Origin of the sequence: Methylosinus sp. KRF6 (genome assembly GCF_018887255.1) — a bacterium.
Lineage (GTDB): Bacteria > Pseudomonadota > Alphaproteobacteria > Rhizobiales > Beijerinckiaceae > Methylosinus > Methylosinus sporium.
In genome coordinates this window covers 3382660-3402805 of sequence record NZ_JAHLJF010000001.1, presented here as the reverse complement: position 1 = coordinate 3402805, position 20146 = coordinate 3382660, and the positions used below count along the sequence as shown (strand labels likewise).

18 protein-coding genes are annotated in these 20146 nt (G+C 63.9%); 15 read left to right on the top strand and 3 right to left on the bottom strand.

The features are described 5' to 3' along the window. The first annotated feature begins 32 nt into the window (after window positions 1-32). The 11 genes from KP010_RS16040 (at window position 33) to KP010_RS15990 (ending at window position 9969) form a co-directional block, all read left to right on the top strand. Window positions 33-1817 (top strand): transposase family protein, encoded by a 1785-nt coding sequence (locus KP010_RS16040; protein ID WP_216281186.1) that lies wholly within the window; start codon window positions 33-35, stop codon window positions 1815-1817. Then, entirely contained in the window at window positions 1814-2536 is a 723-nt protein-coding gene (locus KP010_RS16035; protein WP_216281184.1) for an AAA family ATPase, read from the top strand. The genes KP010_RS16040 and KP010_RS16035 overlap by 4 nt, the downstream gene beginning before the upstream one ends. Before the next feature lie 61 nt (window positions 2537-2597). Beyond that, window positions 2598-2831, top strand: a complete 234-nt coding sequence (locus tag KP010_RS16030) for a hypothetical protein (protein ID WP_216281182.1) — start codon at window positions 2598-2600, stop codon at window positions 2829-2831. Window positions 2832-2901: 70 nt separating this feature from the next. Next, window positions 2902-3258, top strand: a complete 357-nt coding sequence (locus KP010_RS16025; protein ID WP_216281180.1) for a hypothetical protein — start codon at window positions 2902-2904, stop codon at window positions 3256-3258. Beyond that, window positions 3255-4268 (top strand): phage protease, encoded by a 1014-nt coding sequence (locus KP010_RS16020; RefSeq protein ID WP_216281178.1) that lies wholly within the window; start codon window positions 3255-3257, stop codon window positions 4266-4268. The genes KP010_RS16025 and KP010_RS16020 overlap by 4 nt, the downstream gene beginning before the upstream one ends. 309 nt (window positions 4269-4577) lie before the next feature. After that, complete coding sequence (locus tag KP010_RS16015) at window positions 4578-5051, top strand: hypothetical protein (protein WP_216281177.1); 474 nt, start codon at window positions 4578-4580, stop codon at window positions 5049-5051. A gap of 11 nt (window positions 5052-5062) precedes the next feature. Continuing rightward, window positions 5063-5959 (top strand): Mu-like prophage major head subunit gpT family protein, encoded by an 897-nt coding sequence (locus KP010_RS16010; RefSeq protein ID WP_216281176.1) that lies wholly within the window; start codon window positions 5063-5065, stop codon window positions 5957-5959. Window positions 5960-6013: 54 nt separating this feature from the next. Further along, the gene (locus KP010_RS16005; RefSeq protein WP_216281175.1) at window positions 6014-6364 is read left to right on the top strand and encodes a phage tail assembly protein; all 351 of its coding nucleotides are present in this window, start codon (window positions 6014-6016) and stop codon (window positions 6362-6364) included. A 69-nt stretch (window positions 6365-6433) separates the two neighbouring features. Further along, window positions 6434-8509: a hypothetical protein gene (locus tag KP010_RS16000; protein ID WP_216281172.1), complete on the top strand. Its 2076-nt coding sequence runs from the start codon at window positions 6434-6436 to the stop codon at window positions 8507-8509. Beyond that, on the top strand, window positions 8499-8801 hold the full coding sequence (locus KP010_RS15995) for a hypothetical protein (RefSeq protein ID WP_216281171.1): 303 nt from the start codon (window positions 8499-8501) through the stop codon (window positions 8799-8801). Before KP010_RS16000 ends, KP010_RS15995 begins: the two co-directional genes overlap by 11 nt. Before the next feature lie 103 nt (window positions 8802-8904). Continuing rightward, window positions 8905-9969, top strand: coding sequence for an ATP/GTP-binding protein (locus tag KP010_RS15990; RefSeq protein ID WP_256448894.1), 1065 nt, complete (start codon window positions 8905-8907; stop codon window positions 9967-9969). 21 nt (window positions 9970-9990) lie between these two features. Here KP010_RS15990 and KP010_RS15985 read toward each other — a convergent pair whose 3' ends face one another. Beyond that, window positions 9991-10989: an LLM class flavin-dependent oxidoreductase gene (locus KP010_RS15985; RefSeq protein ID WP_216281169.1), complete on the bottom strand. Its 999-nt coding sequence runs from the start codon at window positions 10987-10989 to the stop codon at window positions 9991-9993. 69 nt (window positions 10990-11058) lie between these two features. Next, a complete protein-coding gene (locus KP010_RS15980; protein WP_146188353.1) occupies window positions 11059-11328 on the bottom strand; it encodes a hypothetical protein in 270 nt (89 codons plus the stop codon). A gap of 39 nt (window positions 11329-11367) precedes the next feature. Here KP010_RS15980 and KP010_RS15975 point away from each other — a divergent pair, with 39 nt between their 5' ends. The 4 genes from KP010_RS15975 to KP010_RS23385 all read left to right on the top strand — a co-directional run bounded on the left by KP010_RS15975 (window position 11368) and on the right by KP010_RS23385 (window position 18597). Further along, window positions 11368-13083, top strand: coding sequence for an OFA family MFS transporter (locus tag KP010_RS15975; RefSeq protein WP_216281168.1), 1716 nt, complete (start codon window positions 11368-11370; stop codon window positions 13081-13083). Window positions 13084-13093: 10 nt separating this feature from the next. Beyond that, window positions 13094-13546, top strand: coding sequence for a cupin domain-containing protein (locus KP010_RS15970; RefSeq protein ID WP_216281167.1), 453 nt, complete (start codon window positions 13094-13096; stop codon window positions 13544-13546). A 63-nt stretch (window positions 13547-13609) separates the two neighbouring features. Further along, window positions 13610-14833, top strand: coding sequence for an exonuclease SbcCD subunit D C-terminal domain-containing protein (locus tag KP010_RS15965; RefSeq protein WP_142861439.1), 1224 nt, complete (start codon window positions 13610-13612; stop codon window positions 14831-14833). Beyond that, entirely contained in the window at window positions 14833-18597 is a 3765-nt protein-coding gene (locus KP010_RS23385) for an AAA family ATPase (protein WP_142861440.1), read from the top strand. The genes KP010_RS15965 and KP010_RS23385 overlap by 1 nt, the downstream gene beginning before the upstream one ends. Before the next feature lie 4 nt (window positions 18598-18601). Here KP010_RS23385 and KP010_RS15955 read toward each other — a convergent pair whose 3' ends face one another. Next, on the bottom strand, window positions 18602-20101 hold the full coding sequence (locus tag KP010_RS15955) for an exopolysaccharide biosynthesis polyprenyl glycosylphosphotransferase (protein WP_142861441.1): 1500 nt from the start codon (window positions 20099-20101) through the stop codon (window positions 18602-18604). Window positions 20102-20146 lie beyond the last annotated feature (45 nt).

The following is a 20146-nucleotide window of genomic DNA, read 5'->3' as shown; positions in this document are numbered from 1 at the left end:
CCGACAGCCTTCCGCTCGGCCTTCAAGAGCGTTTGAAAGCCTCTTCACAGCCCGCCGAGCCCCGCTCTTTCAAGACCGACATAGCCGCGATCATTGGCGTTTTCGGACCCGAGTTCGACAAGCTCCTCACACTCCGCAAGGGCTCGGTCGCGCGGGCGAAGGGCCTCGAGGAACTGAGCAAGCGCCCGCTGATCGACATAAAGGGCAAGAATGCTTTCCGATGCTATTCCGTCAACACGCTTCGCCGCTATCTCGCGGAATACGAGGCGAAGGGCGCCGCCGCGCTCGTGCGGCGGAAGCGGCGCGACGCGGGCGTGAAGAGCGTCATCCTTTCCAAAGAATGGGACCAGCAAGTCCCTTTCGATGACGCCAAAAAGCGCGAGATCGCGGAAAAGCTCAAAAAAGACATCCGCTCCTATTGGGCGCATGGCTACAAGAGAGGCGCCATTCTTTTCAGGGCCTCATTCGCGCTGGAAAAAATGACGCGCGAAGCCGGCTTCGAGCCGCCGCCCGGTCTCTGCCGAGTTCCTCATCACTTCGTCGGCAGCGAGCGGCTCTATCGGTCGATCCATGTCAAAAACACGGATCGAAAAACGTTCGAGGACAAGAGAGAGCGCGTTTGGCGTTCATATGACGCCCTTGTCGCGAATGAGCAATGGTTCGGCGATTGCCACAAGTGCGACGTGATCCTCAAAGAGTCCGCCGATTATCAGCGCCACGCGGTTTTCATCACTTGGATCGACGCCGCGACGCTACGCGTGCATATCGATGTTGTGATCCTCCCGAAGGGAAAGGGAATAACAAATTCGCACGTGAGCGCCAGCCTCTTGCGCGCGATGAAGAGCTTGGGCGTCCCCCAGTCGATCTGTATCGACAACGGGTCGGAATTCTACAATGTCGACTTTATCGCCGATCTGCTCAAATTGAGGTGCGGCGACGATCGGCAGGTGATCGTCCACTCTATCCCGCACAATCCGCAGGGCAAGGCGATCCTCGAAGGTTTCTTCGCCAATTTCGAGCAAAACTATCTCGGGGCCACACCCGGCCAAATCGGCGGCAACCGCATGGCGTCGAAAATAGCGAACGGCGGACGCAAGCCGGTTTCGTGGCCGCTGGACGAAGGAGCCTTCTTCCGACACATCGCCAACAACGTCCACATTTACCATCACATGCCGCAAAAGGGACGGATTTTGAAAGGGCTGTCGCCCTTCGAGGCTTATCAGAAACAAATCGACACCGGATTTGAGCGGGTCGAAATCGACGAAGAGGCGTTCATCGTCGCCTTTTCTGTTTTGAAACGCGTCGCTGTAGGCCGTGCCGGCATATCCCATGCGGGACGGCAATGGACGTGCGACGCCATTTCCTCATACCCCGGCGACCACGTTCTCATTCGCGTCCCGAAATACGACGATTGGGCCAATCTCCCCGTCTACGACGAGAAAGAACGCTTCCTCGGATGGGCGGCCCCAAAGCAGGCATTCGATTTTCACGATCGCGAGGGAGCGAAAGAAAGCGGGCGCCTGACAAAACTCGCGCGCGAGGGAATACACACCCTCGCCGAGGATACGCATTCTATCGACCCGATAGCGGACGCGGAGCATCTCGCCGCGATGCTGCCGGCGCCGCCGGTCGCGCCGAGCACTGGCGTCGTCACAACATCCGACACAGCGCGGGACATCATCAAGCGCGTGAAGGAAAGCCCCAAGGCGAAGCGCGAGCGCGAAGATGCAGCGCGACGGCGAGAGGCCGAAGAACAGCTCGCGCTCGGCGCAGAGTTTTTCGCAAAATTCGAAGCGCGGAAGGCACAAAACACATGAGACGCATCAGCAAAACATCGATCGTCGCCGCGATCGAAGACGCGGCCTCCTACGCTCGCACGATGAAACAGGCGGCGGCCGTCACCGGAGCGCCGGGAGTCGGCAAGACCACGGCGCTCGAGGCCGTCGCGAAGTCGCACCCGTCGTTTTCGATCTATGTCGGCGGCGCAAGGCAAACCCCGCGAGCGTTCACGTCCTTGCTGGCGAATAGCCTCGGCTACACGACGAAGGCCGAGAGCACGGCGAGACTGTGGGACATTATCGAGGGCTGGCTGGCGCATCCGCAATTCGACGACATTTTGCTGATCGACGAAGCGCAGAATATTCCGCTCGCGCTGCTCAAGGAAGTGGTCGACTTTCCCTCGCGTTTCGGCGTTCCCGTCCTCATCTGCGGCAATGCAGAGCTGTTGAAGCGCCAGCGCGCCACCGGCGCGGCCTTCGATCAGGTCTCGAGCCGTGTGGCGAAGCGCGTCGTTCTCAATGCTCCGACGCCCGAGGATTTCCAGACGATCGCAGTCGATTTCGACGTCTTCGGCAAGGACGCGCACGCGGCCTGCGTCGACTTCGGCCACAACACGTCCATTCGCGAGCTTGTCCAGGTGCTCGAGGCCGCGCGCGTCTATGCCGAAGACGGGCCGCTGCGCCTTCAGGAAATCAAGCGCGCCGTCTCCTGGATCAAGGGCACGCACGCTTTGAGGCTGCTTTCGCGGGCCGCGTGATTGGCCCGTGTCGTATGCGTCGCCGCGTTCATGGCAAATTTCTCGATAAAGGACTCTGGAAATGAAACCTGCCGCTACGACGCCCGAACTGCGTGAGACGCTTCTCGCGCTCCCTCCCGCGACGCTCGTCGACATCATCGAAGAGCACCGCGCGCATCTCTTCGCGCTCACGGATATTTGCAACGTCCTGACCGAGGGGCATCAGGCTTGGCTGGACGCCTGCAACAGAAATCAGGCTGCGCTGTCCGAGAACGTGAGCCGGCTGATCGACGGCCGCGGCGCCTTGCCGAACTGAAAGCGCAGCACGCGAGGCGGGTGGCCCCCCGCCTCGCGATGATCGCAGCCCCATGAACCGGATAGACCCTATGACGAAGCGACCGAAGACAGCCTACGCCAAAAAGCCCGCGCCGATCAAATTCGACGACGGCCCGAGCGCCCACGAAATGGAAGATGCGAAGCAAAACCTCAAGCTGGTGGACGACGGCCTGAGAGCGATACGCGACATGCTCGGCGTGATGGACATCATCGACCAGTCGGCTCTCGGCTCGGATGACCACGCCCGCCGGGAAAAGCTCGAGCGCTTTCTGGAAGTCCACCGCAAGTGCTTGGAAAACATGATTTCGGACTGCGACAGAGCGCTTATGCACGCACAATTCAACCTCGGGTTTGTTCGATGGGAGAACGGCGCGCGTGTGGAAATCACGGAAGTGAGGATATCATGACTCGGACAAGGCCAGCCTTTCAAAAACCGAATGCAGAGATAGCGCTTTGCGGCGACGCCTCTCCCGTCCTCGAGGGCGAGGCGCTGGCGCTTGCCGCAGAGGGCGGCGCGCCGGAATGGGCGCAGCTGCTCCCCAAGGGGCCGGATATCGTCGGCCGCGACGGCCGCAGATGGAAACTGCCCGACGCCGGCGCGCTGGTCGCGGCCTTCAATAGCCGCAAGGGTCCGCTGCCGATCGATTGGGAGCATGGGCAAGACCGGCTCGCGCCGCAGGGCCATCCGGCGCCGGCCGCCGGATGGATCGAGGCGCTCGAGGTCCGCGGCGGCGAGCTGTGGGGCCGCGTCGGCTGGACTGCAAAGGCCAAGGCCGCGATCGAGGCGCGCGAATATCGCTTCCTCTCCCCGACCTTCCTCCACAATCGCGCGAGCGGCGAAATCGTCTCGCTCGCCGGCGCCGGCTTGGTGAACCGGCCGAACCTCGAAATGGTCGCTCTCAACGCCGTCGATGAAAGGCAATCGGACTTGCGCGCGGCGCTCTCGGACGCGCTCGACGTGGCCGCCGACGCGGCGCCGGCCGACTTCGTCGCCGCGATCGAGCGACTGAAGACGGCCGCCGCGACGAATTCCGCTGACCTGTCGCTCTTCGTCCCGTGCGCCGATTTCGACGCCATGTCGGCGCGCGCGCTCAACGCCGAAAAAGCGATAGAGGATGCGGTCTCGGCGAGGCGCGAGGCGGAAATCGAGCGCCTCGTGAGCGAAGCCATGTCAGCGGGCAAGGTCACGCCGGCCACCAAGGACTACCACCTCGCGAGCTGCCGCGCGGAAGGCGGCGTCGAGCGCTTCAAGGCGTTCGTCTCCGACATGCCGTCGCTGTTCGGCGTGTCCAACATCGGAAAGCAGTCCGGCGGGCCGCAATCGGCGCTCGCGGCGACCGAGCGCGCGATCGTCGAGCAGATGAACATCAACGCCGAGGATTACCTCGCCGTGAAAGAGGCTGAGCGCGCAAAGTGACAAACACCGCGGGAGGCCTATAAGGAGGCCTCCCGCCTTTCCGCTACTGCGGTAGCCGATGGTCGAGCGAATCGCGCCCACGGCTTAAAATGGCCTTTCAACGCTCGAGCAAATCGCCGAGCCCGGCCCGCGCCCCTGACAAATCTATTCCGTTAGTCATTTCGGGAGACAGCTGTCTCCGGCAGTTGGCGGCGGCCGGCCCGTCTAAGTTCGCTTGGTTCCGCTTGTTTCTACGCTCGGCTGAACATCGGCGGAGAGGCCGGCGGGGAGAGCAACCCGCTTTGCGGGTTGCTCTCCATCGAGGTGAACATGTCGAAGCAGACCGACCGTTATTTGGATCTCGGCAACGACGCTCTGGAAGCTCGTCTCATCTGTCATTTGCCCGAGCCGTTGAGGCAAATCGGTGAGATCGCGGGCCTTCAACCTGCTGTTGCGATCGCCGAAGCGAAAGGCGGCGTATTGGTCTGGTTTCCGAATGGCAAGGGATTTTTGGCGAATAAAAGCTCGTGGCTCCTCGATTTCGTGGATGAGGAAATTGCGTGGAGGATTTGTGACGACATTTTCCCTATGGGGGAAAATGTCATGATCCCCATGGTTCCGTTCATCGTGCGGATCGTGCGCGTGAAAGAGTTGACGCTGGCGGGAATGAGCATCGCGAAAATCGCTCAGCGTCTCAGATGTCACAGACGCTCTGTCGTCCGCGCTCGCGCCTGGCTGATAAGCGAAGGCCAGCTACAGCGCATCGATCATGCCGCGCCGCCGGAAGCGGCCTCCGACTACTGAAAGGAACGGAAATGCTCATCACTTCCGAGACGCTGAACATGCTCACCACCGCCTACCAGACGAGCTTTCAGAAAGGGCTGAAAGCCGCGTCTCCCCGCGCCCTCGAAATCGCGATGAAGACTAAGTCGACGTCCGGCGAGACGATCTATCCATGGCTCGGACAATTCCCGCAGCTTCGCGAATGGATCGGCGATCGACAAATAACTCAGCTCAAAGCCTTTGGCTGGCTGATCAAGAACCGGCTCTTCGAAAGCACCGTCATCGTTCCCCGAATTGCGATCGAAGACGATCAATACGGCCTGTTCGCGCCTTTGTTCGAACAGATGGGCGATACGACGGCGCTCCATCCCGATCGGCTGCTCTTCGAGCTGATCCAGATGGGGTTTCAGAGCAAGTGCTATGACGGACAGAACTTCTTCGACGCGGAGCATCCTCTCAAAATGGACAATGCCGGTGACGAGGTGCTCGTCTCGAACATGCAGCCGGGCGTCGGCCCGGCTTGGTTCTTGATCGACGCTTCAAAGCCTATCCGGTCTTTCGTGTGGCAAGAGCGTCTTCCCTATGAGTTTCAGACGATCAATACGCATAATTCCGAGCGCGTCGTCTTGAAGGATGAATATCTCTACGGGGTGCGCGGAAGGGTGAACGCCGGCTACGGGCTGTGGCAACTGGCGTTCGGCTCCAAAGCCGCGCTCGATTGGGCGAACTACGCTGCCGCACGCCATTCGATGCAAAGCCTGCGCGGCGACACTGGGGGCTTGTTGGGGATCACGCCCACACATCTCATCGTCGGCCCCAGCCTGGAACAGGCAGCTCTGGAGCTGCTGAAAGCGGCGTTGGTGGAGAACGGCAGAAGCAATATTTGGATGGACAGCGCCAAATTGATCGTCTCGCCCTTCCTGGACTGATCGGATCGCAAACATTGCGATTTGATTTTACCCCTCTTTGACAAGGCTTTGAAAATGACAGACCCGAGACTTTCGGCCCTCGAACCCGAAACGGAAACCTTGGAGCCGCCCGCGGTTTCCGATCATTTCCGCGACATGGACAAGGAGGATGGTTGGGGCAGCGTCTCGATTCCGCTGCAACATCCCTTCACGTTTCGCGGCGTCGCTTGCGACAATCTCGTCTTTCGCATTCCGAACGGTGGCGACATGGTCCGCTATTTGTCCGAGCAGAAGCGCCCGGCGCATCTTCTTCTCAGCATCGTCTCGGATGCGCCGCGGGAATTGCTGGAGGCGATGCACGCCGCCGACTTTCTGACGTGCATCAACGCTCTCGCGCGCGTCATGAACGGCGAGACCGAGGAATGAAGGCCGGCAAGCGGGCGGTCGCGTGAGAGCGCGGCCGTTCGCTTCCTCCATGCTCGAGGCTGACTCCCCATGGCCATGAATGTCGAAATGATCCTGCGCCTGATCGATCAGGCGACAGGGCCAATTCGCGGTGTCGAGAGCGAGCTCGACAAGCTTCAGCGCACGGCCGCAAAGATCGACGCGCAACGCACCAGCGGCGGCGGCGTCAAGGCAAGCGTCTGGCTCGAGCAGCAACAGGCGATCAAAAAGGCGCAAGAGCAGGCCGAGGATTACGAAAAGCAGCTGCGGAGCGTCGACAGCGTACTTTCGAGGCTCGGAGGCGCGGCCGCCGGCTTCGCCGCTGCACACGCGGGACTGAAGCTTTTCAAAGACGAGGCCAGCGCCGGCGCCAATGCGGTCCGAAACGCCGTCAGCCTCGAAACAGCCGGTTTCAAAGCCTCCGATATCGCCAAGGCGCAAGCCGAGGCGCGGCGCGTTTCCTCGCTGTTTCCACAGTTCGATCGCAGTCAGATCGAAGAGCAGATCATAGAGACGACGCCGGCTCTCGGCTCGCTCGAACATGCGCTCGAATTCCAAGAGCCATTGACCCGATATCGAGCGAACGTCGAGGCGCAAGACCCCGGCGCCGGAACCGGCAAGGGAATGCTGGCGATCGTTCGCGCGCTCGAGGAATTCGGCGCGGCGAACACTCTGGACGATGCGGAAAAATATCTCGAGCGCTTCGCAAAGGTCGCCAACGCTTTCAAGAAGACGGTGAAGCCAGAGGACTGGTATCAGTTCGGCAAATACACGGGCTCTCTCAGCGCTCGCAATCTGTCGCTCGATTACATCGCCGGCCCCGCCGCGTCGCTCATCGCCGCGATCGGCGGCTCGACCGCCGGCGTCGATCAACGGCAGTTCTTTCAGGAAATCATCGGCGGGCGCATGTCGCCGAAAGCCGCGCAAGCATGGGTCGACGCGGGGTTTGTCCCGGACGCGAAAGACCCGCGATATGTCGACCTGGACAGCAAAGGGAATTTGAAAGGCATAAAACCCGGCGCGCTTCTGGGCCAGAATACGGCGAAAACGAACCCATTTCAGTGGGTTCATGAAATCGCGCTGCCACAGTTGAGACGGGCCGGTTACAGCGACGAACAGATCGACGCATGGTCGTCGAGGGCGATGGAAAACCCCTCGGTTCGAGGACTCTTCGATTTCTATCGCGCCAATAAGAGCCGTATCGACAAGGATACCGCGCTTTCGAGGCAAGCCATGGGGTTAGAAGCGGCGGACGTGTGGAAAAACAAGGACGCCGCGACCGCTTTCAAGGCTCTCGAGCGCCAACTCGAGAATTTCAAGCGCACGTCGGCCGAACCGCTCATGGGGCCAGGAACCTCTGGGCTCCATGGCGTGACATCCCTCCTCGATTGGTGGGAATCCAACGTCGCGAAGGATCGGCCATGGGTGGATACGCTCCTCTCGGGAGCCGCCGTCGGCGGGGGACTGTTCGCGGGCGCCAAGGGCGCGAACGCTCTCTTGTCTCTCAGGAACGGCGCGGGCGCCGCTTCGAAAGTCATCGGCGCGCCGAGCGATTTCGCGACGGAATTCGTCAAAGGGGCCGGCGGAGTGGAGCGCGTGCTCGAGGTTGCGCGCGGCGTCGGCGCCACGCTCCGCACTGGGCTCGCGCTCGGCGCCGTCCAATGGGCGGGACAATGGGCGCTCGGCAAGGCGGAGGAAAAGGCGTTCGGCTGGACGCCCGAGATATTGGCTCGAAAAGAGGCCGAAATCACCCGCAGGGCTCATGAGTGGTGGCGCTCTCACGGAATTTCCCTGCCTTGGTGGTCGGACCCGCGCAACCTCCCGGAGCCGCAGAAAGTCCCCACCCTCGCCGATGCGCCCGCCCCTCAGCCTGCCGCGCCGCAGGTCGACGCGACGAAAATGGAGGAAGGCCGCGACAAGGCGCGCGAGGTCGGGCGCGAGATCAAGGAAGCCCTCGAGGTCAAGGCCGAGCCGAGCGTAGAGACCGCAGGCCTGGAAAAAGCTCTCAGCCTCGCCCGCCAGCTCCGGCACGAATTGGAGGGCGTCGGCCGAGCCGCCGCCAACATCCGATACGGAACCCGCGGGCTTGGCCACCATAGCCTTCACGACGGGCCGGATGGCCATTGAAACCGGCTTGAAGGAGCCTTCAACCGTGGTCGAACAGTTCACCGTCGTCCTGTTCCGGCGGCCATGGTGGGAAAAAGACCCGGAAGTCGCCACGTATCTGCGGTCGATTTTCGGGACGATGCCGGTCGGACAGATGCCGGCGGCCATCGCCGCCCGGTTTTCCCCCGAACGGGCCCCGGCGAAGTCGTCGATTTTCCGCTACATGAATGTATTGCGAGGCCTGCCGCCGGTGCCGCCGAAGAAAAAGCGACGGCGCGGCCAAAGGCGGACGATCCCGGCTGATCGCGGCTGATCCCGGGCAATCCCGGTGAACATCACCAATTATCGCTGTCTATCACCCGGTATCGATGTCTCGTCCAGGATCGCGTTGATATAGCGGCGTCTTTGGGGAACCGATGGTCAACTCCTTTTCTATGCGAAATTTCCGTTGCTTTCGAGACGCGGAAGTGGACGGCTGCACGCGCGTCAATGTTGTCGTTGGAGATAATGGAACGGGAAAGACATCCCTTCTCGAAGGGTTATTTTTGGTTCGAGGAGTTAGCCCGGAGCTTGCCGTGAGCACTCGCAGCTGGCGCGGTCTCGAAGGAGTTCATTTGAGCGCAGAACAGGCGGATATTTGGGACGCGCTATTTTCCGATCTGTTTTTTGCATTTGACACCAATAAGCAGGCACTTATTTCTATGAAAGGCAAGCAAGACGAGAACAGGTCTGTAACTATTCAAATGCAAAATCGAACCAGACCACCATCTCCACGTCGAGACAACCCTAGCGTTCCTCCACAGACAATTCCACTCAGATCACCAATCCGATTCATATATAAACTCAATGGCGAAGTCGAAGATATCGTCGAACCAGAAATTCGAAATAGCGAAATAAGTTTTACAAAAGCATTAGGTGAGCATGTCAATATTTCTCTCATTTCAGCAAACAGGCCTCTATCACACCAAGAAACGCTGAGTCAATTTTCGCATTTGAGCCAGCATTATAGCGACGCTCAATTTGTGACACATTTTTCTAAAATTTATCCGTCAATATCTGGTATTTCTGTAGAAATAGCCGGAGGATCTCCCGTTCTATGCGCCTCTATCACAGGGCTACCGAAGAAAATTCCCCTCTCTCTTATGTCCAGCGGGATCACGAAGCTCGTATCGATACTGCTTTCTATTACAAAGCAAGCTGGAGGAATTGTACTCATAGATGAGCTCGAGAATGGATTTCACTACTCACACTTGTCTCAAATATGGGAATCTTTGCTATCATTTTCGCGGCATTATGATTGCCAACTCTTCATTTCAACCCACAGCCATGAATGCCTGTCGTTCGCCGCAGAATTCGCGAAACGTAATCCAACCGAGTTTGCCGTAATTCGTGTTGCAATGAAAAAAAACGAGGCGCAAATTCGTATCTTGGATGGATATAGGTTCGTCAATGCGGTAGAAGAGAACATCGAAATTCGATGAGACGCCGTTTTCGACTGCCCCTCACTGCGCCGCCGCCGCCTCCAAGCCCAGCATCGGCCGCACATGCCGCGCGAAATCCTCGAGCGAGCGCAAGTTCTTCTCCGGATCCCGCGAGATCGGCTTCAGCAATATCGCCCGCGCGCCCGTCTCCTCGCGATAGGCGGCGATCTTCTCCGCCACTTCGTCGAAATCGCCGATCAGCGAGCGTTGCAGCAACCCCTCCTCGGTCAGCGAGGCCGGCGCCGCGCCGTCCTGGCGGGCGAAATTGCCGCGCATCCGCTCGGCGAAGCGGGAGAGGAAGGGAATGGCCTCGGCCAGCGCCTGCTCGCGGCGCGGCGCGGCGAAATAAAAGCGCGCCATGGTGAAGCGCGGATCGCCCTCCGGCCCTGCGGCCTCGCAATAGATGCGCAAGGTCTCCTTTATCTGCTCTATGGGGAAAGGCGGGCCGGCCATCACGCCATGGCCATTGCGCGCGGCGTAGCGAATCGCTCCCGGCGTGGTGGTGGCGAGATAGGTGGGAATGGGCTTTTGCAGCGGGCGCGGCGTGAGGCTGAGGCCATTGGCCTCGTAATGCGCGCCGGTGAAAGTCACTCTGTCCTCATAGAGCAGGCGATTGACGAGGCCGAGCGCCTCCAGAGTCATCTCCCGCGTCGAATCCTTGCCGGCGCCGAAATGGCGATTCTGCAATTCGAACGGTCCGCCGCGCGCCACGCCGAAATCGAACCTGCCCTTGGAGAGAAGATCGATGGTGGCGACATCCTCCGCCACCTGAATCGGATTGCGGAAAGCGAGCAGCACCGCCGCCGAGCCGAGCCGAATCGTGCTCGTCACGCCGGCGAGATAGGAGAGAAGCGTGAGAATTGAGGGACAGGCGGCGTCCGGCTCGAAATGATGCTCGGCGACCCAGGCCTCCTCGAAGCCGAGCGCCTCGGCATGGCGCACGAGGCGCGTCTGCGTCTCGAAGCAGCGCGCGAAATCCTGCTGCGGGTTTTCGTAAGTGGAGAAGACGCCGAACCGCATGGCGAGGGCCTCGAGATGCGCGCCGCCGCTCCCATGCGCGCCTTGGCTATATACGGCAGTTACATATTGTCATACAGAATATGGACGCAAAAGCCCGCCCGCAAGCGCAAAAACATTGGCGTCACGCGCGAATTTCGGTCGGCCGATAGAAAGCTCTCGTCCAATCCGGCGGATGGGCGTCATAATAGAGAAATCAAATAAAGCGACGAGAAAAGCACATTGATCGACGATCGGCGCTGTGGCGATTTTCCGATAGAAAGAGTTGAAAAAGTCGCAGCCCTCGGCATTGTCTCTAGGAATAGCGGACGCTGCGGAAGCGGCGTTCGGGGGAACGCTCACGACGCCACGCGAAGCGCGGCTCGACTTTTGGAGGATTTGATGTCGGTAGCCGCAATGCCGTCCCGGCAATTTTTCAGCCGGGAGCGCTCCATCGCAGCGCCCGGCTTCAATCGCTGGCTGGTGCCGCCGGCGGCTCTCGCCGTGCATTTGTGCATCGGCATGGCCTATGGATTCAGCGTGTTCTGGCTGCCGCTGTCGCGCGTCGTCGGCGGCGCCGAGCCCAAGGCCTGCCCCGCGGATATGGGGTTTTTCGCCAGCGTCTTCGCCACGAGCTGCGATTGGAAGATCAGCATGCTCGGCTGGACATTCACTTTGTTCTTCGTCTTTCTCGGCTCCTCGGCGGCGGTGTTCGGCCATTGGCTGGAGACCGCCGGCCCGCGCAAGGCGGGCCTCGCCGCGTCGGTGTGCTGGTGCGGCGGCCTGCTGATCTCGGCTGCCGGCGTCTATCTGCATCAAATCTGGATGCTGTGGCTCGGCTCGGGCGTCATCGGCGGCATCGGCCTCGGGCTCGGCTATATTTCGCCGGTCTCGACGCTCATCAAATGGTTCCCGGACCGGCGCGGCATGGCGACCGGCATGGCGATCATGGGCTTCGGCGGCGGCGCGATGATCGGCGCGCCGCTCGCCGACAGGCTGATGTCCTTTTACGCGACGCCCGGCTCGGTCGGCGTGTGGCAGACCTTCGTCACGATGGCGGCGATCTATTTCGTCTTCATGGTGGGCGGCTCGCTCGGCTATCGCGTACCGCGCGAGGGCTGGAAACCGGAGGGCTGGGCGCCGTCCACGACGGCCGCCAACAAGATGGTGACGAGCCGCCACGTCCATCTGAACGTCGCCTGGAAGACTCCGCAATTCTGGCTGCTGTGGGCGGTGCTGATGCTCAATGTCAGCGCCGGCATCGGCGTGCTCGGCATGGCCTCTCCCATGCTGCAGGAAGTGTTCGGCGGCAAGCTCATCGGCCTCGACATCGGCTTTTCCGAGCTCGACGCGGCGCAAAAGGCGAAGATCGCCGCCATCGCCGCCGGCTTCACCGGCCTGCTCAGCCTCTGCAACATCGGCGGCCGCCTCGCCTGGGCGACATGGTCCGACAAGCTCGGCCGCAAGACGACCTATGCGATCTTCTTCATCCTCGGCATTATTCTCTATTCGACCGCGCCATGGGCCGCGCAGCAGGGCAATATCGTGCTCTTCGTGCTGTTCTTCTGCGTGATCCTGTCCATGTATGGCGGCGGCTTCGCCACTATTCCCGCCTATCTCGCCGATATTTTCGGCACGCATTATGTGGGCGCGATTCACGGCCGCCTGCTCACCGCCTGGTCGACGGCGGGCGTGCTCGGTCCGGTGCTGGTCAATTATCTGCGCGACTATCAGCTCGACCACGGCGTCGCGCGCGATGCGGTCTATAATCAGACCATGTATATTCTCGCCGGCCTGCTGGTTCTCGGCCTCGTCTGCGATCTCGCCGTGCGGCCGGTCGCCGAGAAGCTGTTCATGACCGATGAGGAGGTCGCGGCGGAGAAGAAGACCAGCGTCGCCGCCGTCGTCGCGGAGGAAAAAGAGCCGCACGCCGATTTCGAGGATTATGTCGAGGAAGGACAGGCTGCGGAGGCCGCCGCGGCCGATGCGCGCCGCGCCGCCGCCGCGCAGAACGGCAATTCGCGCATTCTGCTCTTCGCCGCCTGGGCCGCCGTCGGCATTCCGCTCGCATGGGGCGTGTCGATCACGCTGCAGAAGACCTTCGTCCTCTTCCACTGACGGAGGCCTCATGCGCGCTCGCAATCTTCTCGGCCTCGCGCTGGCGCTCTGCGCCGGCGCGGCGCTGGCCGACGGCCCACCGCCGGCCGTGCTGCAGAGCGAATTGAAATATGCGCCCGTGCCGATCTTTTCGGGCGTCGTCGCCGCGCCGGTGAGCGGAACGGCGACGCAGCCGGGCGCGCTCTATGCGCTCTCGGTGAAATATGCGGCCGGCGCGAAATCGTTGCCGCATACGCATCCCGACGCGCGCCTGGTGACGGTGATCTCCGGGCGCTTCCACGCCGGCGTCGGCGGTGAATTCGACGAGAAATCGCTACGCGTCCTCGGCCCGGGCGATTCCATCGTCGTGCCGGCGGAGACGGTTCATTTCGGCTGGGCCAAGGACGGCGAGGTCCTGCTGCTCGAGACCGGCGTCGGCCCTTCCGGCGCCAGCCTGTGGCCAAAGCCCGCTCCGCAGCGCTGACCGCCTTCTTGTCTTCCGCGTCTTCATGGTAGATCGAGCCACGAAGACGCGAAGGACAGGACGCTGCTCACCCTCCTCCATACGGCCGATTGGCATCTCGGCGCGCAGCTGCAAGGCTGGCCGCGCGAGGCGGAGCATCGCAAGGTCCTGCGCGCGCTGGTCGCCATCGCCGCCGAGCGCCGCGTCGATGCGGTGATCGTCGCCGGCGATATTTTCGACAGCCTCAACCCTTCCGCCGAGGCGCAGAAGCTCCTCTACGACACGCTGAAGGAGCTGCGCGCCGCCCTGCCCGCCGCGACCATCGTCCTTCTCGCCGGCAATCACGATCCCGCCGGCCGCATAGAAGCGCCGCGCGCTCTGTTCGATCTCGTCAATGTCGCCGGCGTCGGCGTGATCGCGCGCAAGAATGGCGAGATCGACGCCGACGTCCATCTCGTGCCACTGCGCGGCGCCGGCGGCGCGGTCGAGGCGCACCTCCTCGCCGTACCCTATCCGCGCGCCGCCGATCTGCCGGTTCTGGAAGGCGAGAACGAGGGCTCGCCGGTCGTGCGCTCCGTGCGCGCGCTCTATGGCGAGCTGATCGCCGCGGCGCGGGCGCGCATCGGCGCGGCGCCGCTCATCGTCACCGGCCATTTGCATGTCGCCGGCGGCCTCGAATCGGAAGGCGCCGAGCGCCGCATTCTCGTCGGCGGCGAGCATGCCGTTCCGCCGGACATGTTTCCGCCGGATGTGGCCTATGTCGCGCTCGGCCATTTGCATCGGCCGCAGGCGATCGGGCGCGAGAACATCCGCTATTCCGGCTCGCTGTTTCCGCTCTCCAAGACCGAGATCGACTATCGTCACGGCGTGTCGATCGTCACGATTCGAGAGGCCGAGACGACGATCGAGCATGTCCCGCTGCCGCGTCCGACAGCCTGCCTGCGCATTCCGCCGCGCGGCGGCATGGCGCGGAACGATGTCGAATCCGCTTTCGCCGCGCTCGCCCTCGATCCCGCGACGCCAGCGGATGAGAAGCCGTTTATTCACCTCACCATCGCCGCCGAAGGGCCGATCGTCGGCCTGGACGCCGAGATCGACGCGATAGCGGAGAAATTTCCGATCCGCCTCGCCTCACTCACCGTCGAGCGTCCGCAGCGCGCCGAGACGGAGGCGCCGGCGCCCGCCGCTCTGCGCCTTTCGGAACGCCAGCCGGTCGAGCTGTTCCGCGAGGCCTTCGCGCTCACCCATAAAGCCGAGCCGACGGCGGAGCATCTCACTCTGTTCCATTCCGCCGCGATGGAGGAATAGTGCGCATTCTCGCGATCCGGGGCGAAAATCTCGCGAGCCTCGCCGAGCATTTCGAGATCGATTTCGAGAAGGAGCCTCTGCGCGGCGCCGGCCTCTTCGCCATCACGGGCGAGACCGGCGCCGGCAAATCGACGATTCTCGACGCGCTCTGCCTCGCGCTCTACGACGCTTTTCCGCGCGTCGCCGCGCAGGGCGTCAATGAGAGCGTTCCCGACCCGAGCGGCCAGACGGTGAGCGCCGCCGATCCGCGCTCCATTTTGCGCCGCGGCGCGGGACGCGGCTTCGCCGAGGTGGATTTTCTCGGCCGCGACGGCGAGCACTATCGCGCCCGCTGCGACATTGCGCGCGCTCGCGGCCGCGCGACCGGCAATCTTCAGCAGCGCAGCCGCGCGCTGCATCGTCTGGATGCGGAAGGCGCGGTGGTCGCGGCTGTCGCCTCGGGCGTCGAGCCGGTGCGCGCCAAAATCGTCGAGCTCACCGATCTCACCTTCGAGCAATTCCGCCGCACCGTGCTGCTGGCGCAAGGCGATTTCGACGCTTTTCTGCGCGCCGATTCGAAAGAGCGCGCCGATCTGCTCGAGAAGATCACCGGCGCCTCGGTCTATGCGGAGATTTCCAAGCGCGTCTATCTGCGAACGAAAGCCGCGCTGGAGGCGCTGGACCATCTGCGCCGCCGCCGCGACGAGATCGGCCTGCTGCCGGCGGAAGCGCGCGCGGCGCTGGAGAGTGAGCGCGAAACCTCCGCCGCCGCCCGCGCCGAGGCCGCGCGGGAACGCGACGAAGCCGCCGCTCTGCTGCTGCGCCATGCGGCGATCACGCAAATGGAGACGCGCCTCGCCGAGGCGGAAAGCCGCGAGCGATCGGCGCTCGCCGCGCAGGAAACACTGGCGGAAACGCGCGAACGGACGAAGACCCTCGATCTCGCCGAGCCGCTGCGCGCGCCGCTCGCCGCGCGCGAAGCGGCAACGCAAAATCTCGCCCGCGCGACAACGAATGAGATGGCCGCGCGCGACACCTCGGAGAAAGCGCGGGCCGCGCTCGAAGGCGCGCGCGCCGCAGAGGCGCAAAAGCGCGTGCGTCTCGATGCGGCGGAGGCCGAATTCAAAGCATTCGGGCCTTTGTGGTCGCAGGCCGAAGGGCTCGACGCCGATGTCCTCGCGGCCGAGCAGGAGGCGGCGAAAGCCACGAAAATCGCAGGCGACGCGGCGCTGATCGCGCAGCAGAAGACGAGCGAGGAAGCGGCGCTGATCGAGCGCATCGGCGCCGCCGAGTCGCAAGCCGAAACTGCGCGCGCCGCGCTGGAGCGTCTCGCCGGCGCCGAACCGCTGCTCACGCGCTGGAACGAGATCGCCGAATGGCTCGGCCGCCGCAGCGAGGCGACGAAGTCGCTCGCCCGCGACGCTGCGCGCATGCAGGAGCTCGGCGCCGAGATCGACGCCGCCGCTCGCGAGCTCGCCGCGCTCGACGCCGATGACGGCGCGGCGAAAGAGCGGCGCGCGACTCTCGCAAAGCAGATCGAAGCGCGCGGCGACGCGCTGACGCAGTCGAAAGAGGAAGAGGCGAGCGGCCGCCGCCGCGCGCTCGACGCGCTCGCGCGCCTCGCCACGCAGATCGAGACGCAGATGCGCCGTCATGCGAAGGCGCGCGAGACCTCCCACCGCGCGACGCTCGATCTCGAGACGGCGAACGCCGCGCAGGAGAGCGAGACGCGCGCGCTCGGCGCGGCGCGCGCCGCGCTCGAGATGTGCGAGGCGCGACGCGGCGAGGTGGAGCGGCTCGGAGAAATCGCCGACGCCGCCGTCTCCAAACAGGCGCTGGCGCTGCGCGCCAGCCTCGTCGAAGGCGCGCCCTGCCCCGTCTGCGGCGCCAGCGAGCATCCCCATGCGCATTCGAGCGCGGCGGCGAATGCGCTGATCGCCGAGCTGCGCGCACGGCGCGACGCGCTACGCCGTGAAATGGCGGAAGCCGAGCGCGCGATGGCCTCTGCGAGCGGGCGCCGCGCCGCGGCGCAGGACCGCGCCGACGACGCGACGCGCCGCCGCGGCGAAGCGCAGGCCGAGGTAGAAGAGGCCGCGAAAGATTTCGACGCGGCGCGCGCGTTCTGGCGCGATGACGCGCCAGCGGCGCCGGCGGCGATCGACGATATGGCCGCGCTCGCCGTCGCCGCCGAAGCGATCGAGCGCGAGAGCGCCGCGCTCGACGAACGGATCGCGCGCGCGCGGGCGCTGCGCGCCGATATGGACACGCTGCGCAAGACATATGATCGCCTCGCCGAAGCGATGGAGGAACGCCGACAGAGGCGCGACGATCGTCTCGCGCGCATCGCCTCTGCGCGCGAAGAAGCGGCGCGCCTCGGCGAAGCGCGCGCGGCCGCGACGGAGAGCCGGAACGCCGCGGATCGCGCGCTCGCGCTGTTTCTGCCGCTCTGCGGTCTCGTCGCCGCCGATCTCGAGCGCGATCTCGCGGGCGCGACGCGCCGGCTGAAGACGAAGGGCGAGGATTTTCGCGACGCGCAGGAAAGCGCCGCGCGCATGAAGCGCGATCTCGAGGAGATGACGCAGACGCTGATCGCGCTGCGCGTCGAAACGCGCGCGCGCGCCGAGGCGGCGGCGATCGCGAAGCGGCAGAAGGAGGATCGCGCCAGCGCCCTCGCGGAACTGCGCGCGCAGCGCTGCGAATTGCTAGGCGGCGAAGCGACGGCGATCCATCGCACGCGCAGCAACGAGGCGCGCCTCCTCGCGCGGCAATCGCTCGACGCCGCGACGCGAAGCAGCGCCGAAGCCGAGGCGCGCCGCGCCGCCGCCGAACGCGATTTCATCCATGCGAGCGACGCGCGCGCCGACGCGCAGGCACGAAGCGATGCGGCGACGCAGGAATTTTCCGCGGCTATCGTCGCCGTGGGAATGGACGAGCCGGCGGCGCTCGCCCTGCTCGCCGTCTCGCCGCAGGAGCGCACGCAATTGCGCGCGCGGCTGGAAGCGGCGGACGCCGCGCTCGCCGCCGTGCGAACAGAGAGGAATGCGCGCGAGAGAGACCTCGCCGATGCGCTCGGCGGCGCAGGACGGCCGGAGCAGGATGTCGCGATTGTGGACGCGCGCCGCGCCGAAGCGGAAGCGAAATTGGAAGCGCTGGCGCGGCGACTCGGCGAGATCGGCGAAAGGCTCGCAGCCGATGATCTCGCGCATGGTCGCGCGCAGACGCTGGCCGGCGAGATCGCCGCCGCCGAGGCGACGCATAAGAGCTGGGCGGAGGTCGACGCCGCCATCGGCTCGGCGAACGGCGACAAATTCCGCCGCTTCGCGCAGAGCGTGACGCTGGAGCATCTCGTCGCCCTCGCCAATCGCAATCTGGCGACGCTGACGACGCGCTATCGGCTGGAGCGCTCGGCCAGCGACACCGCCGATCTCGGCCTGCAGATCGTCGATCGCGATCTTTGCGACGAGCGGCGCTCGACGCGCTCGCTCTCCGGCGGCGAGCGCTTTCTCGCCTCGCTCGCGCTGGCGCTCGGCCTATGCAGCCTCGAGGGCCGCGGCTCCTTCGTCGACACTCTGTTCATCGACGAGGGCTTCGGCACGCTGGATCAAGGAACGCTCGACGTCGCCATGGATGCGCTGGAGCGGCTGCATGGACAGGGCCGCAAGGTCGGCGTCATCAGCCATGTGGAGTCGCTGCGCCAGCGCATCCCCGTGCAGATCAGGGTGGAGAAGCGCGGCGGCGGCCGCAGCGCGGTGCGCATAGAGGCGCGCGCCGGCCTGCTGGTGTGAGGCCTCACAGCGCGTTGCGATAGGCCTTGCGCGAGAAGATCGTCATGAAGATGATCCACACGTCGAGCGGCAGCGACCAATGGTCGATGTAATAGAGATCATGCTCGACGCGCAGGCGGATCTTCTCCGGCGAGTCGATCTCGCCGCGCAGCCCATTGACCTGCGCCCAGCCGGTGATGCCGGGCTTCACATTGTGGCGGCGCGCATAGAGGGCGATCTTGCGCTCGAAGAGCTGGTCGTGCGCCAGAGCGTGCGGACGCGGGCCGACCAGCGACATGTCGCCGCGCAGCACATTGAAGAGCTGCGGCAACTCGTCGATATTGTAGCGGCGGATGAAGCGGCCGACGCGCGTCACGCGCTTGTCGCCGGCCGTCGCCTGAGTGATCTCGCGGCCGTCCTCCATCGTCGTCATGGAACGGAATTTGGCGATGCGGAAGGGCTCGCGGTTGAAGCCGTGGCGACGCTGGAAAAACAGCGCCGGGCCTTTGCTGTCGAGCTTGATCGCCGCCGCGACGGCGAGCAGCAGCGGCGACAGCGCGATGAGGCCCGCCGCCGCCAAGACGATATCGAAGAGACGCTTGGCGATGATCTCGAGCGATTCGTGCCGGCGGCCGCTCAGATTGAGGCTGGCGATCGAGCCGATCTTGTTGATATGCGCATCGGCGAAACGGTCGAGCACGCGCTCCGGCCCGAGATGAATGGAGGCGGGAACGCGCAGAAAAGCGGCGACGCAATCGTCGATGACGTCGGTGCGGCTCCAGGGCGCGAGGATGAACACATCGTCGGGCAGCAGCATTCGCGCCGAAGCCTGCGCCAGAGCGAGATCGTCCTGCATGGCGTCGGCGCGATCGCGCAGCGCCACGGCGGCGACGATATTCATGCCGCTCTCCCAGGGCTGATAGCGGCGCGTGAATTCGTCGATATCGCTCTCGAAGCCGACGAGAAACACGCGGCGCGCCGAGGCGCCGCCGCGCTCGGCGCTGCGCCGAACCACGCCGACCAGCGCCGCGCGCGCCGCATAGACGGAGAGAAAGCCCGTCGCATAGAAGAGCACGAAGGCGCCGCGCGAGGATTCTTCGGTCGCCTTGGCCAGAAAGCCGAAGGTCAAGGCGCAGACGAAGGCGACGCTCCACAGAACCGCGCCGCGCCAGCCATGGCCCTCCAGCGTCAGATAATTCTTGATCGCATATTCGTGCCGCATCACATTCGAGAGCACGAAGAGGATCGCCGCGAACATGCACAGCCGCAGATTGGGCAGCGTCGAGCCGTCATAGCCATAGGCGAAATAGTGATACAGCGTCTCGCAGGCGATGGCCGTGGCGAGAATGACCGCCATATCGACCAGCGCAGCGATCACCGAGAAGGAGGCGCGCATCAGCGCCGCATTGGGGCTCGGCATGGCGCGCGACCAGCCGCTGCGCAATGCGGCGCTGTCGGCTCCTGCTTTGGCGCGAGCGTCGCCTTTACGGAGCGACGAAAAGGGAAGATCGGCGATACTCGACACGGCCTCGTCTCCAACCCGATACTGCCGCCGTGCCGTAATGGAGCA